This window comes from Chryseobacterium shigense (genome assembly GCF_014207845.1).
Classification (GTDB): Bacteria; Bacteroidota; Bacteroidia; order Flavobacteriales; family Weeksellaceae; genus Chryseobacterium; species Chryseobacterium shigense_A.
The window spans coordinates 891,465-905,935 of sequence record NZ_JACHLC010000001.1; the positions used below are offsets into that span (position 1 = coordinate 891,465).

General features: G+C 37.8%; 12 protein-coding genes. 5 read left to right on the forward strand and 7 right to left on the reverse strand.

All coding sequences use genetic code 11. The features are described from left to right. Positions 1–7 precede the first annotated feature (7 nt). From bglX to HNP36_RS04025, 3 genes are all read left to right on the forward strand, one after another. Entirely contained in the window at positions 8–2,233 is a 2,226-nt protein-coding gene (bglX, locus tag HNP36_RS04015) for a beta-glucosidase BglX (RefSeq protein ID WP_184160178.1), read from the forward strand. A gap of 382 nt (positions 2,234–2,615) precedes the next feature. Then, a complete protein-coding gene (locus tag HNP36_RS04020; RefSeq protein ID WP_184160176.1) occupies positions 2,616–3,425 on the forward strand; it encodes a family 16 glycosylhydrolase in 810 nt (269 codons plus the stop codon). A gap of 42 nt (positions 3,426–3,467) precedes the next feature. After that, on the forward strand, positions 3,468–4,907 hold the full coding sequence (locus tag HNP36_RS04025; RefSeq protein WP_184160174.1) for a glycoside hydrolase family 30 protein: 1,440 nt from the start codon (positions 3,468–3,470) through the stop codon (positions 4,905–4,907). Between the two features lie 86 nt (positions 4,908–4,993). On the opposite strand, the gene HNP36_RS04030 is transcribed toward HNP36_RS04025, so the two are convergent. Further along, complete coding sequence (locus tag HNP36_RS04030; protein WP_184160172.1) at positions 4,994–5,803, reverse strand: enoyl-ACP reductase; 810 nt, start codon at positions 5,801–5,803, stop codon at positions 4,994–4,996. 120 nt (positions 5,804–5,923) lie between these two features. Beyond that, positions 5,924–6,223 carry a hypothetical protein gene (locus HNP36_RS04035; RefSeq protein WP_184160170.1) on the reverse strand — a complete coding sequence of 100 codons (300 nt, stop codon included), beginning with the start codon at positions 6,221–6,223 and terminating at the stop codon, positions 5,924–5,926. 142 nt (positions 6,224–6,365) lie between these two features. Between HNP36_RS04035 and HNP36_RS04040 the strand changes: the two genes are divergently transcribed. Further along, a complete protein-coding gene (locus HNP36_RS04040) occupies positions 6,366–6,923 on the forward strand; it encodes a DNA-3-methyladenine glycosylase I (RefSeq protein WP_184160168.1) in 558 nt (185 codons plus the stop codon). A gap of 13 nt (positions 6,924–6,936) precedes the next feature. Here the strand turns inward: HNP36_RS04040 and HNP36_RS04045 are convergent, their stop codons facing one another. The 4 genes from HNP36_RS04045 to HNP36_RS04060 form a co-directional block, all read right to left on the reverse strand. Next, positions 6,937–7,818 (reverse strand): hypothetical protein, encoded by an 882-nt coding sequence (locus HNP36_RS04045; protein ID WP_184160166.1) that lies wholly within the window; start codon positions 7,816–7,818, stop codon positions 6,937–6,939. A gap of 212 nt (positions 7,819–8,030) precedes the next feature. Then, entirely contained in the window at positions 8,031–8,783 is a 753-nt protein-coding gene (locus tag HNP36_RS04050) for a hypothetical protein (protein ID WP_184160164.1), read from the reverse strand. Between the two features lie 17 nt (positions 8,784–8,800). After that, complete coding sequence (locus tag HNP36_RS04055; RefSeq protein ID WP_184160162.1) at positions 8,801–10,405, reverse strand: polymorphic toxin-type HINT domain-containing protein; 1,605 nt, start codon at positions 10,403–10,405, stop codon at positions 8,801–8,803. 16 nt (positions 10,406–10,421) lie between these two features. Next, positions 10,422–12,566: a type VI secretion system Vgr family protein gene (locus HNP36_RS04060; protein WP_184160160.1), complete on the reverse strand. Its 2,145-nt coding sequence runs from the start codon at positions 12,564–12,566 to the stop codon at positions 10,422–10,424. A gap of 503 nt (positions 12,567–13,069) precedes the next feature. Here HNP36_RS04060 and HNP36_RS04065 point away from each other — a divergent pair. Beyond that, positions 13,070–13,828, forward strand: a complete 759-nt coding sequence (locus HNP36_RS04065; RefSeq protein ID WP_184160158.1) for a hypothetical protein — start codon at positions 13,070–13,072, stop codon at positions 13,826–13,828. A gap of 122 nt (positions 13,829–13,950) precedes the next feature. Here HNP36_RS04065 and HNP36_RS04070 read toward each other — a convergent pair whose 3' ends face one another. Then, entirely contained in the window at positions 13,951–14,469 is a 519-nt protein-coding gene (locus tag HNP36_RS04070; RefSeq protein ID WP_184160156.1) for a hypothetical protein, read from the reverse strand. Positions 14,470–14,471 lie beyond the last annotated feature (2 nt).

Sequence of the window (14,471 nt, forward strand, 5' to 3'; positions counted from 1 at the left end):
GAATATCATGAAGAAAACTTATTTCTTACTTGCCATTGCAGCATTGGGAATGAATAATGTCTACGGGCAAAAAACAATTGATCAGAAAGTAGCGGAACTGCTTTCTAAAATGACACTTGAAGAAAAAGTAGGGCAGATGGTCCAGTACAGTGGATTTGAATATGCCACAGGACCCCAGCAGTCTAATTCCGCAGCTGTTTTGGAAGAAATAAAAAAAGGAAAAGTAGGCTCCATGCTTAATGTAACCGGTGTTGAAGAAACCAGGGCTTTCCAGAAATTAGCCCAACTGTCGAGACTGAAAATTCCTTTGTTATTCGGGCAGGATGTTATTCATGGGTACAGAACAACCTTTCCGGTTAATTTAGGCCAGGCAGCAAGCTGGGATCTCGGGATGATAGAAAAATCCGAAAGAATTGCCGCTACAGAAGCTTCAGCCTATGGTATTCACTGGACCTTTGCACCTATGGTGGATGTGGCCAGAGATCCAAGATGGGGAAGAGTAATGGAAGGCTCCGGGGAAGATACTTATCTGGGAACTCAGATCGGTTTGGCAAGAATTAAAGGATTTCAGGGGAAAGGTTTGGGAAGCCTTGATGCTGTAATGGCCTGTGCCAAACACTTTGCAGCTTATGGAGCAGCTGTTGGCGGAAGAGATTACAATTCTGTGGATATGAGCTTAAGACAGCTGAATGAAACCTATCTGCCTCCGTTTAAGGCAGCAGCAGAAGCCGGGGTAGCCACATTCATGAATTCATTCAATGATATCAGCGGAGTTCCTGCCACAGCGAATAAGTATATTCAAAGAGAACTTTTAAAAGGAAAGTGGAATTATAAAGGTTTTGTAGTTTCAGATTGGGGAAGTATCGGAGAAATGATTCCTCACGGTTATGCCAAAGATGCTGCAGAAGCCGCAGAAAGAGCTGTTCTGGCAGGAAGTGATATGGATATGGAAAGCCGTGTTTACATGGCAGAGCTTCCAAAACTGGTTAAGGAAGGAAAGATTGACTCGAAGTTAGTGGATGATGCCGCAGGAAGAATCTTAGCCAAGAAGTTTGAAATGGGACTTTTTGATGATCCTTACAGATTCAGTGATGAAAAAAGACAGAAAGAGCAGACAAATAACCTTGAAAACAGGAAATTCGGAAGAGAATTCGGTTCAAAAAGTATTGTCCTTCTGAAAAATAAAGGAAATATTCTTCCTCTTTCAAAGACCGTGAAAACAGTTGCACTGATCGGCCCTTTCGGGAAAGAAACTGTAGCCAACCACGGATTCTGGTCTATTGCATTCAAAGATGATAATCAGAGAATTATCTCCCAGTTTGACGGAATTAAAAGCCAGCTTGATAAAAATTCAACCTTATTATATGCTAAAGGCTGTAATGTAGATGATCAGGACAGATCTATGTTTGCAGAAGCTGTAGAAACGGCCAGAAAAGCGGATGTAGTGATTATGACCTTAGGAGAAGGTTCTGCCATGAGTGGTGAGGCTAAAAGCAGAAGCAGCATTGGTTTCACCGGAGTTCAGGAAGATTTATTGAAAGAAATAGCTAAAACAGGAAAGCCAATTGTTTTAATGATCAATGCAGGACGTCCTTTGATCTTCAATTGGGCAGCAGATAATATTCCTGCAATAGCTTATACATGGTGGCTGGGAACTGAAGCAGGAAATTCCATTGCAGACGTTCTCTTCGGAACTGTGAATCCGGGCGGAAAACTTCCAATGAGCTTTCCCAGAACTGAAGGCCAGATCCCGGTTTATTACAATCATTACAACACCGGAAGACCTGCAAAAAATTCTACAGAACGGAACTATGTTTCAGCGTATATCGATCTTGATAATGATCCGAAATTTCCATTCGGTTATGGCTTAAGTTATACGGATTTCAAATATTCTGATATGGTTTTAAGTTCAGCAGATCTCAAAGGAAATCAGGCTTTAAATATCAGTGTAACGGTTTCCAATACAGGAAAATATGATGGGGAAGAAGTTGTACAGCTTTATATCAGGGATCTTTTCGGAAAAGTGGTACGACCGGTAAAAGAATTGAAAGGTTTCCAGAAAATATTTATCAAAAAAGGAGAAAGTAAAAAAGTTGATTTCAAACTGACTCCGGATGATCTGAAATTTTTTGATAATGACCTGAATTATGACTGGGAAGGCGGAGAATTCGATATTATGGTAGGAACAAACTCTCAGGATGTACAAACCAAAAGAATCAATTGGACTAAATAAATATAGGAGATGAGAATATTAAAAGATCAAATGAAAGACTGGACTGATGTTGATATTGCAATGCACAATTTAGCATTACAATTGTGAATGATACCTGAAGATAATTTCCCAAGGTTTAAATCTTATTATTGGTCAAATACTGACAAAAGTAAGGCGTTGGGAAACATATTATTAGAATTGTCAAAAATCGGTTTTTTAGAATTTAATGAAGATGAATATACTTTTAAAGCAAATCCAAATTTTATTTTTGAAAATGATTGAAAAATTTTTAGTGATACTAAAAAACAGATTGGAGTAAATAAATTCAATAGGAGCGGGCTTTAGCCCGCTTAATAAAAAGCATAAAAAACGGCTTTAGCCAAAACAAATTATCATACTGTTCATGAAAATCAAATTCCAACATATCATTCAATTCTGCACAGCAGGGATAATGGTTTTTTCTGTGACAAATTGTGCCTCAAACAAAGCAGAATCTGGCAAAAAACTGATCTGGAGTGATGAATTCAACGGAAAAGGCCTCCCGGATTCATCAAAATGGAATTATGATGTAGGAGGAGACGGATATGGAAATCAGGAAGCCCAGTTTTATACGAAAAGAAGACTTGAAAATGCCAGAATGGAAGACGGAAATCTTGTTATTGAAGCCAGAAAAGAAGACTGGGACAAGAATAAATATACTTCTGCAAGGCTTTTAACCAAAGGAAAGTTTTCTTTTCAATATGGAACAGTGGAAGTAAGAGCAAAATTACCGAAAGGCAAAGGAACATGGCCCGCCATATGGATGATGAGTGAAAATATGAAAGAATGGCCGGATGATGGCGAGCTGGATATTATGGAGCACGTCGGCTTTAATCAGGGGTATGTTCATGCCTCTGTTCACACAAAAAAATACAATCATATTGAAGGAACACAGAAAACAGATACGCTGATCGTAAAAGATGTAAGTGAAAAATTCCATGTGTATAAGGTGGACTGGACCCCGGAAAGAATAGATGTTTACATTGACGAGCAGAAGTTTTTTACTTATGAAAATAAAGAGAAAACCTATGAAGCATGGCCTTTTGACCAGCCTTATTATATTATTTTAAATCAGGCAGTAGGCGGTTTCTGGGGCGGAAAAGAAGGAATAGACGACAGTATATTTCCGCAAAAATTTTACATAGACTACGTAAGAGTTTATCAAAATAAATAATGAAGAGAGGGCGGTTCCGTCCAAAAAACGAAAGAAAAAATTATGAAAAAACTAATTGTGAGCTGTCTGACAGTAGGTGTATTTCTGAATGCCAATGCACAGAATTACTGGAAAAAGAATGCAGGAAGAACAGCAAAGGTTATTCTTACCAGCTCCACGACCAATGAAAAAATGGCGGATAAAGGGACTGTTAAGTTTGAAAAATTCGGACAGCCTAAAGAAACAGACGCATGTATCTTTGTGGATCCGGATTTTAAATACCAGAAGCTGATCGGAATAGGCGGGGCTATCACTGATGCCTCCGCAGAAACCTTTTATAAATTACCAAAGAACAAGCAGAAAGAAATTATAGAGGCATACTTTGGAAAAAACGGGTTAGGCTACACTGTAGTCCGTACCAATATGAACTCCTGTGATTTTTCCAGCGATTCTTATACCTATGTACAGGATAATGATACGGCTTTAAAAACCTTCAATATTGCCCATGACGAAAAGTATAAGATTCCTATGATTAAGGAAGCACAGAAAGCCATTGGGAAAGACTTTACATTTTATTTTTCTCCGTGGAGCCCGCCGGCATGGATGAAATCCAATAAAAGCCTGCTTAAAGGAGGAAGACTGGAAAATCAGTACTACCAGACCTGGGCAGATTATTATATTAAATTCATCAAAGAATACGAAAAAAGAGGAATCAACATCTGGGGACTGACCATTCAGAATGAGCCAATGGCTACACAAACCTGGGAATCCTGTATCTATTCAGCTGAGGAAGAAGGAGAGTTTCTTAAGAACAATTTAGGACCAACGCTCTGGAAAAACGGTTATAAAGACAAAAAAGTGATGATCTGGGATCACAACAGGGATCTTATTTACCAGAGAGCCACCACTACATTAAGCGATCCTGAAACTTCAAAATATGCATCAGGAATTGGCTATCACTGGTATGAAACCTGGAACAATAAAACCCAGCTTTTCGATAATTTATCAGAAACCCAGAGAGCATTTCCTGACAAGTTCCTGGCATTCACGGAAGGATGTAAAGAGCAGTTCAATATGTCAAAAATTGATGATGTGAGTCTGGGAGAACTGTACGGAAGAAATATGCTGAACGATTTTAACAAAGGAACGGCTTTATGGACAGATTGGAACGTTTTACTGGATGAAACGGGAGGTCCGAACCATGTCGGAAATTTCTGTTTTGCCCCGATTATTGCGGATACCAAGACAGGAGAAGTACATTATACCTATGAATATTATTACGTAGGGCATGTTTCAAAATTTATCAAACCCAATGCTCAGAGAATCGGAAGCTCTTCCAACAGAGCCGCTCTTACATCTACTTCTTTCATGAACGAAAACGGCCAGCTGGTCACCGTAATTATGAATGATTCTGAAAATGATATTGAAACCAATCTCTGGATTGAAGGAATGTCTGCAAAACTATCTGCACCTGCACATTCCATTCAGACTGTTATCCTGTAACTTCATATTGATTATTATTTTAATAGGACCGGCGGCCTCGAAGAGGCCGCCGGTTTATTTTTTACAATATATTTTAAATGCTGTTATTATTCAACATCATATTTGCTGATTACTTTCTGGGTAACTCCCGAGCTGCTGAAACCACCGTCATGGAAAAGATTCTGCATGGTCACTTTCTTGGTAAGATCAGAGAAAAGGGTTACACAATAATCTGCACATTCAAGGGCTGTGGCATTTCCTAGCGGAGACATATCTTCTGCATACCCAAGGAAGCCTCCGAAACCTTTCACACCACTACCTGCGGTAGTAACTGTAGGAGACTGGGAAACTGTGTTAACACGTACTTTTCTTTCGCCCCAATAGTTTCCGAAAGTTCTTGCAATACTTTCCAGATAAGCTTTGTTATCAGACATATCATTATAGTCAGGGAAAGTTCTTTGAGCCGCGATATAGGTAAGTGCCAAAATACTTCCCCATTCATTCATACAGTCTTTTTCCCACGCCACTCTCATTACTTTGTGGAAAGAAACGGCCGAAATATCCCAACCTTTTTCCAACCAGTCATAATTCATTTCTGTATAATGTTTTCCTTTTCTCACGTTGACAGACATCCCGATAGAGTGAAGGATAAAATCAATTTTTCCAAATTTTGCAACAGCGGCATCAAAAAGTTTTTCCAGATCTTCTATAGAGGTTGCATCCGCACCTATCACTTCAGAACCTGTTTTTTCTGCTAAACCATTAAGTTCTCCCATTCTCAAAGCAATAGGGGCATTTGATAAGATAAATTCAGCACCTTCTTCATGACATCTTTCCGCAACTTTCCATGCGATTGATTGCTCATTAAGGGCTCCAAAAATAATTCCCTTTTTGCCTTTAAGTAAACCGTATGACATAATTTTTTAATGTTTATTTGAATACAAATGTAGCAATAATTTGTGTTTGCGACATAATAAAAATGGAGCCTTATTGATTTAAGACTCCATTTTCTTGAAAATATTTATATGACTGAAATTTTAATTGGTTTTCTTATTCCATTCTGCTTTTACATCCTCTGCTGCATCTTTGGTTTTTTCCCATGCTTCGCTTGCTTTATCTTTAATATCATCCCACGCATCAGAAGCATTGTTTTTTACTTTTTCAAACCAGTCTTCCTGCTGCGCTTCCTCATCTTTGTTTCTTTTTTCGTTGATATAGTCTTTAGCTCTGTCTGCAAGGTCTTCAATTTTCCATTTTGCATTGTCTGCCGCATTTTTCAAAGAATTTTCTGTGTTATTTACTGCATTTTCCGCTTTGTTGTATTCTGAATTGTTCATAATATATAATATTTTAATTGTTGTGTACCAGTAAATAAACAATAACCATTCCTAAAAACTATGGCCACTGTTAAACTTTTCTTAATCTTTTGTTATACTTTTCCAAATCAGTATTATCTTTAAATAATTAAAATGTATTGCAATGGAAAAAATACGATGCGGCTGGTGCGAAAAAGATGATCTCTACAGAAAATACCATGATGAAGAATGGGGAAGGCCTATCTATGATGATGAAACTATTTTTGAATTTCTTATTCTTGAAAGCTTTCAGGCAGGACTGAGCTGGTATACCATTCTTGCTAAAAGAGAGAACTTCAAAAAAGCCTTTGATAATTTTAATTATAAGAAAATTGCGGCTTACACGGAAGAGAAAATGGAAGAGCTTATGAACGATCCCGGAATTATAAGGAACCGGCTTAAGATAAAAGCTACGGTAACCAATGCCCAGAAGTTTCAGGAGATACAGAAAGAGTTTGGGAGCTTTTCAAAATATATCTGGGGCTTTGTAGGAGGAGAACCATTGGATAATAGTCCTCAGAAGTTAAGTGATGTTCCGGCTGTAACGGATATTTCAGATGCTTTGTCTAAAGATCTTAAAAAAAGAGGTTTTAAATTTATGGGATCCACGGTGGTGTACGCTCATATGCAGGCAACCGGAATGGTGAATGACCATATTGCAAGCTGCTTTATCAGGCAGTGAAGTTTAAATTATTTTAGTTCTGATCCATGGTTCCTAATTTCATATGTATCAGATAGGCCAGATGGTCGTGTAGTTTTTCAGTAAAATGAAGTTCTGCATTATTTATTTTAGAAGTTGATTTTTGGAAACTGTATTTTATTTTTATACTGAATTTAAAACAGTCGATAGAGAATTCAGGCTTATTTTCATAGATCTTTTTCAGATAATTTTTGATCAATTCATCTTTGTTATTAAGAACAGAATGCAGTTCTACAGAAAGTACGTCACTTTCTTCATCAACTTTAACCAGTTTTAGCTGGTAATTATAATTCATTCCGTCAATCAGTCTGGAATGAATATTCAATGGACCTGATAAAAAGATGAAATGCTCATTGGGAGGAAATATAAGGCTGTAGATTTCCGGCAGCAGAAGAATGTATTGCAGATTTTTCTTTAGTCCCGTATCAAAGTCCTTCAATCCTTTTTCATAATTGGAAATGAATTTAATCTGGTCTTTTTCTTCCGGGAAAACGGAGGCCAATTTGTTTTGTTTCCATGATTCCCAGTCTTTCCGGAGGTCATCTTTATTTTCAACAGACAGAATTTTTCCGTCAAGGTTTCTTTTAATATAAAGATTGCGGGAGATGTCTGAAAGGGCAAGGCTCTGCAATAAAAAAGGCTTCATGATATGATCTTCCGTATCTCCGCTAATGCTAAGAAGTTTTATCGTATTGAAAACAGAGGTTTCATCCTTTTCCTGTTCAAGAACAACCTCTGAAGTGGTTTTTAAAGAAATAGGAGGGTTTTCCTGACCCATCAGAAAGGTGTTTTCAATATTCAGGATATATTCCTGAGAGAATTTTTCCAGTTGGAGAAGGGGGATATTCTCCCCGAATATAAATTTTGAAATACTCATTTTATACTTTATGTTTCGTTTCAACACTTTTTAGTTTTTCAGTAACAATATAGCAAGGGTGGCATTCCATTAAATCATCTCCCAGCCAATCTTCAAGCTGTATATGTAATTTATAACTGTTAAAAATGGAGGTTTTTTTTCCAGAAATTCAGTTTTTTCGCCTAGTCCAACTATTACTTCAGGTTCTATAATGTGATATTTCATTTTAGTTTCTAATTACCAGTATTTTCAGGAAGTTTAATTCCTTCGGCTAATTCTCCTTCTTTCCAGCGCTTCATTCTAAAAATACTCTCCCATTCACCAAATTCCGGATAAGGCTCCCAATTGCTTTCAACATTTACAGGAGATTCGGCAATATATTTTTCTGTTAAAGCATCTCCTCTCACATCAAATATTTTTGTTACTTCCAAATAACCTGCAGGTGTAAAGGCATAGGAGATATAATCTTTATTTTGCCATCTTTCATCTATCATTTCTTCAGGATATATAAAAACCTCAAGTTCTACCAAAAATAGATTATCATTTTTGAAACGATTTTTAAATTCTTCACTATCAACCGAAATATCATCATTCTGAAAAGAATACTGCATATAAACCCTATTATATTCGTCAATAAAACAAACAGTTGCAAAAGCTCCACCTATATCCAAGTATGCGTAAGGTTGTTCTGTAGTTTCCAATAATGCTGTTACATTAAATATACGGGCAATTTCATCTACTTTGTCGTTAAAAGTATCCAAATTTTTTAGTGAAAATTCTCCCTGCCACATTCTTTGCATAAAATCTTTATTAGCAGAATAGGCATATTTTGCCCAAGTCTTCACATCCTGTGTCTTTTCTGTTAACATCTTTTTAGGCATTTTTGATTTATAAAACCTCTGATAATATTTAATGGTAACCTCTTCAGATTGTAATTTATAATAGCTTCTATTCCAATTTTGATAAATATATTTTAGTTTTTGCATTGAGCTTATAATTTTAATTACCAATTTTTTAACATATCCATAGTTACATCTTTTACTTCTTGAATAGCTACTCCTGCTTCTTCGGCATAATCTTTAATAGATTGAGGAATTGGAGTATCTTGTTTAGGTATTTGAAGTATTTTATCTCCTTTTAATGTTTGAGATCCCGCTCTTTCAGCATTTTGAATACCTTTCCCAGCATATTTTTCAGCAATCTCATCAATATATTTTTTTGCTGTTTGCTCTGAAATATCAGCTAGTTGTGTGGCTTTTCTACTAATAACTTCCCCTCCTCCTTTTAAAAAAGAATCAACTCTTCCTTTCATTCCTAATGTCCATAACTCATGAACATAGTTACTGCCCATTTTCTTTGCCATTACCTGGTTAAATTTTATTCCTCTTAATATATCTTGAGCATATTTGAAACCATCTTGTGCTAGTTTGGTCAAGCATCTACCAGCATTATGTACCAGCCACGCAAGCATACCTACAAAATATGTATGAAAGTTGGCTACCGTAAAGTTATAAACTTTTTTAGGTTCATAGTTGTATTCAATCTTTTCAATTGTGATTTTATTCTGGTCTTTGGTTATAATTTTTCCCCCGGCTTCAAGTTCAGATGCATCTTTCCATCCGTTGTCAGTGTAAAAAGGATGTATAGCCGTTGTCTCAATTACCTCAGCTTCCGTGTAGATGGTAACAGTATGATCACTTTCGTTTACCATCAGATCAACGACAGGCTGTAATGCAACAGTATGTGAGTCTTCATCATAAGCCCAGACCATATCTCCAATACTAATGTCTTCAATATTTTTAATTCCATGTTCGGTGTGTACAGGTGTGCCTGCTGGAAAACAGGCAAAAACACAGGTTTTAAGCAGTTTTTTGGCTACATCGTCTATGCTTTTCTTTAATGCTTCTTTACTCAGTTTTTTCAAAGCCGCTTTTCCCATCTGCTGTAAAGCCTCTTTAGAAACTGCTTTGGCTCCTGCTTTTATAGCTCCTTTTATTCCTGCTTTAGCTCCCTGCATGGCCACTGTTCCTGTTCCGAAAGAAACAACGCCTACAGCTATGGAGGCTACGTCCCAGATAAGGAAGCCTGCATTCATCGCTGCGCCCCAGCCGTCACCGGTCTGTATATCGTTAATAAGATCCCGTCCGCTTCCCCAGACAGGAATCATACCTTCTACAAGACCGGCTTCACCTACACTGTCGCCCTGTCCGCTGTCATCAAGTTCACGCTGTGCCTGATCCTGCATATCTTTTACCTCCTGGGCGGCATCGGCTGGGAGCGGAACCTGTCCGCTGGTCATAAATTCTATTTTTCCACCTACCGGGCACTGGCAGGTGCTTTTTCCGATAAGGGAATGGATTCCGTTTATTTTCACCTGCCAGGTATCCTGCCATGTCATGGGAACGGTGGTCGGTGTACATGGCCCTCCACTTATTTTACAGATCTTAAAGGAGGGTATATTGATAAGTGGAGCAGCATCCTTATTAGTAGCAACCAGACAACCATGAATCTTAACTTTGGTATTAAAGGTTGGCTTAAAAAAGTCGGGTGCGGCGCCCTGGTCACACATCATTAAGGCTTTAAGGGTTATGTATTCTAATTCATCCATGATCTGTTATTTAGAATTACATAATATTGGTATCGCCTGAAGACATTACAGCTGTAGGACCACCTGTAATGGTAAGTGCTGAATCTGTGGTGATATCCATTGCGCCTCCCATACTGGAAAGTCCCAATGTACCCGCCAGTGCGGTTATATCTATCATTCCTTTTCCTGCTGATGCGGTAATTCCTTCACCGGATATGGTAATGGAATTTTCTCCTACTTTCAGGGTAATGCTTGTTTTTCCGTCAAGGGTAATATTTCCCCCTGCATCCATTTTCAATAATGACTGAGGAGGAGCGTCTTTTTTTCCCCCTACATTAATCACATTTGAGCTCCCGGCATTAGTTGTATGATTGGCATTAGCATTGGTTGTTGCATTTCCGCCACCGTCAAATTTCATATTGGCACCTCCCTTATCAGTTAAGAACACAGATCCTTCACCGTCGTTAAGCTCAAGCTTATTACCGCTTCTGCTGCTCAGGCTTTTAATATTATTTGCTGTTCCGCCACCGCCACCGGTTCCTCCATGGAACATTCCTCCCATTACGAAAGGGCGGTCGGGATGTTGGTGAACGAAATTAACGATTACCTGATCTCCAACCTCCGGAATGGCCATAAATCCACGGTTTTTACTTACTTTATCACTGTTTCCTGCATCCGGGGTCATAACACGGATGAATTCAGTTGTATCCTGCCCGTTTTGCCAGTCGAACTGTACCTGCACTCTTCCCTGGTTTAAAGGGTCTGTATTGGAAATTACTTTGGCGAACTGGGGATCTGCTTTTGGTACTGCAAATTCAGGACGGGGAATGAATCCGGTATCTGCTGCTATTGCCTCAAAATTTCCAGTATAATAGCCTCTTGCATCTACCTCATGACTGATCTCGGTGATCATAAGCTTAGTAAAATAAGCAGTCTGGTTGGTTTCAGATTTCCGCATTTCTACATCTGCAACGCACCCGGGGTATAAAAACGGAACGGATGTGCTGCCGGAAGTGATAAACACATTAACAGCTTTACTTCCTGCCGTACCTTTTTGTGAAGCATCAATATCCATGAAGGTGGATGCTTTGATAGGAGCTACTCTTAATGAAGGGGTTGTAAAGGTTATTTTGGATATGTCGTAGGCACGCTTTGCGATGTCTGACTGATGATTTATTTTCGAATCTCCTGTTGTGAGCTTTTCATTTTTGCTGCTGTTGTAGCCATAAAATGTAGGATTCACGTGCTGGGCTTTCATTTTGATCTTAATGTCATGAACACTGCTTCCGTAAATCAGTTGAACGGGTTTCTCCTGTGGAGGCAGTTTTCCGAAGTGAAGAACTTCTCCGTCATAGTAAAACTGCTCACCGTAGGCTTCCGCTATTCTTGCAAGATAGTTGTAATGGGTTTCTTCATATTGCGAACTGTAAGAGACATTTCCATGCTGGGAATCAACCCTGAAATCAAATTTATTGGAGCCAAGTCCTTCTTTAATGACCCAATCTGCAATACTGTTAAGGCTGATTTCCTGTGCTCCTCCAAAGCTCTGAACATGGGGAGCCGCATCAAGAAGTACGGTCGGGCTGTTCCCCGTAAGAACAATATTTCCCAGGCTGCCTTTATCCTGACTGAACCCAACTTCTGTAATTACCCCCACGAAGTTTCTTTCCGGGCTTTCTTCAACATCTTTATATTTGAATACTACTGTAATTCTCTTTCCCAGAAAATTCTGAGCCTGCTCCAGATTATGGTTTTCAGGACCTCCCAGGGTATCATGAGCGAGTGTAAGGTCAAATTCATGATGCTTAATGGCACTTTGAGTAAGCTTAAAGTGTTTAAAGTGTTTGATTATTTTTCCTTCAATAATGATTTCCAATTTAATCACACGGTTGATTCCCAAAAGCTCACTTTTCGGAATTGAGCCGGCATTGTATATCTTAGAAGTAGGCTGCTCGCTCCAGATTTTATTTTCAGAGACTAAAGCTGTGTTAGGCTGTGCAAGCTTATTCATGAAATTATCAGTATAGGAGAGTGCCTGGCCGGCTGTCTGTACTGATTTTTTTATTTTATCAGCTTTTTTCTGGATTTCCTTACCTGCGCCTAGATCTGTAGGTTCTATACTGCCCGGATCTTTTTTAGATCTTGGAATCTGGTTCTTTGATGGTTTGCCGTCCTGGAACATAACATATTTTTTCTGGTTAGTGTATGTAAGCAGCAGCCTGATATACAGACCGCATGGTGATCATTTTGTACTCACTCAGATTAAATATTCTATAAGTTATGCCAACAGAATAAATATCTTTTGTGAGGAATTATCGTTCTGTTTTCATCCATTGACAGGGAAAGGTCCCATTGTGTTTTTTAATTTAAAATATAATTAATGTTTTGTTTCAATTAATTTAATATTCTGAATTACAGTTATATAAAATGGATTTTAAAATCACATTCATGTGAAACAAATATAGGAAGCTATGAGCCAAATAGGAAAAAAGTGAGGGTTAATTTTATTTTTTGTCGTAGTTTTACTACTAACAATTGTTAGGGTGTTTTGTTTTTACCTGAAAAGGCTTTTGCTGCTTTATTTAAAAAGTATTCAGTAATTAAGGTGCCTGGAATAAATGGTTTAATTTTGCCTTACAATAATTACTTTTACTAAAAGATATTGTTACAGATAGCAGAAAATTTATGAAGAAAATAGGAGTAATAGGCTGTGGCTGGCTGGGATCAAGAATTACGGATTCAATGTCAGGGAGATATGAGATATGTGCTACAGCAACTAGTAATGGAAAAGCTGAGGAAATATCTTCTAAAGGATTTAAGGCTTCTGTAGCTAACTTTCCGGATTTTCAGCTGGAAGAAAAAATGGCACAATGGAATGAAATGAAAGATATGGATATCCTGATCATCACCATTCCTCTTTCAGGGAAAAGCTGCTGTGCCAGTTCATTATATAACAGGATACAGCATTTATTATCATTTATAGGTGATTTTAACGGTCAGATGTTTGTGATGAGTTCCACCGGTGTGTATCCGGATGTTCCCGGGGAATATACGGAAGAAAGTCTTTCTTGGGAAAATGTTCCGGGAGAAAGTATGATCAGAAAAAGATATCCGCAGGTTAATATTCTTCGGCTGGCTGGATTAATGGGAGATAACAGGCTTCTTAAAAACTATAATGTCTCTAATCTGAATGCTCCTGTGAACCACATTCATTATGAAGATATTTGTAATGTGACAGAGAAAATGATAGAAAAGAATTCTGAAGGAAAACTTTACAATATCGTGGCACCGCAACATCCGTCAAAAATTCAGGTGATCAATGCTCAGAAAAACCTGCCATCGACTGAGAAAACAGTGGGTGAGGGGAAAGTCATTTTTTCTTCAAAATTAGTATCAGAGCTGGATTTTGTTTTTAAATATCCTGATCCGTGCAACTTTCATTGAAATAACTTTATTGTAAAAAGAAATTTGCCTGATCTGCTAAAAAAATATTTAATCTCTCGCAGATCAGGCAGATGTTTGGGTTATACCTTTATTTTAGTGGTAACAGTTTGGATATTGAAGTACTATTTTGCCTGTTGTAGGGTATATGCCCTATCAGCAAAATAATAAGAATAAAATAAATCGGTCATGTTCAGCCAATTGAAATAAAGGCCGAAATTTTTTTTAGCTTCCTCAACATTGGCTCTGTTACTTTTTGAAAGATCACTTTCATCAAATACCAAAGAATTTTTGATGATTCTTCCATCCAGAACCTGCATGAAATAATATTCCACAGGCAAGTCTGCCCAGTCATAGGAATGTTCAATGATAAAACTTTTGATCTGATAATCTCTTATTATTTTGAAAATATCAAGATTACAATGATCATTATCCCGATTGTAGGAATAATGATCAAAGCTGTCCTGGGATTCAAGATGCTGGATATAGTCACTCAAAAGGTCAAAAGCTTTAGCTTCTTCCAGTTCGAGGTCACAGGAAATATTAAAAGGAATAAAGATAAATTCCTTAATCCTGAAATGAATAATGTTTTTATCCAGTTCAATATTTTCCTTCGTAATCAGACATGTGATATCCTGACCCATTG

What these genes read in the sequence shown, in the direction of transcription:
- HNP36_RS04070 (WP_184160156.1), bottom strand. Translation starts at nt 14,469, where the DNA reads ATGGGTCAGGATATCACATGTCTGATTACGAAGGAAAATATTGAACTG.
- HNP36_RS04020 (WP_184160176.1), top strand. Translation starts at nt 2,616, where the DNA reads ATGAAAATCAAATTCCAACATATCATTCAATTCTGCACAGCAGGGATA.
- bglX (WP_184160178.1), top strand. Translation starts at nt 8, where the DNA reads ATGAAGAAAACTTATTTCTTACTTGCCATTGCAGCATTGGGAATGAAT.
- HNP36_RS04035 (WP_184160170.1), bottom strand. Translation starts at nt 6,223, where the DNA reads ATGAACAATTCAGAATACAACAAAGCGGAAAATGCAGTAAATAACACA.
- HNP36_RS04030 (WP_184160172.1), bottom strand. Translation starts at nt 5,803, where the DNA reads ATGTCATACGGTTTACTTAAAGGCAAAAAGGGAATTATTTTTGGAGCC.
- HNP36_RS04065 (WP_184160158.1), top strand. Translation starts at nt 13,070, where the DNA reads ATGAAGAAAATAGGAGTAATAGGCTGTGGCTGGCTGGGATCAAGAATT.
- HNP36_RS04055 (WP_184160162.1), bottom strand. Translation starts at nt 10,405, where the DNA reads ATGGATGAATTAGAATACATAACCCTTAAAGCCTTAATGATGTGTGAC.
- HNP36_RS04050 (WP_184160164.1), bottom strand. Translation starts at nt 8,783, where the DNA reads ATGCAAAAACTAAAATATATTTATCAAAATTGGAATAGAAGCTATTAT.
- HNP36_RS04040 (WP_184160168.1), top strand. Translation starts at nt 6,366, where the DNA reads ATGGAAAAAATACGATGCGGCTGGTGCGAAAAAGATGATCTCTACAGA.
- HNP36_RS04045 (WP_184160166.1), bottom strand. Translation starts at nt 7,818, where the DNA reads ATGAGTATTTCAAAATTTATATTCGGGGAGAATATCCCCCTTCTCCAA.
- HNP36_RS04025 (WP_184160174.1), top strand. Translation starts at nt 3,468, where the DNA reads ATGAAAAAACTAATTGTGAGCTGTCTGACAGTAGGTGTATTTCTGAAT.
- HNP36_RS04060 (WP_184160160.1), bottom strand. Translation starts at nt 12,566, where the DNA reads ATGTTCCAGGACGGCAAACCATCAAAGAACCAGATTCCAAGATCTAAA.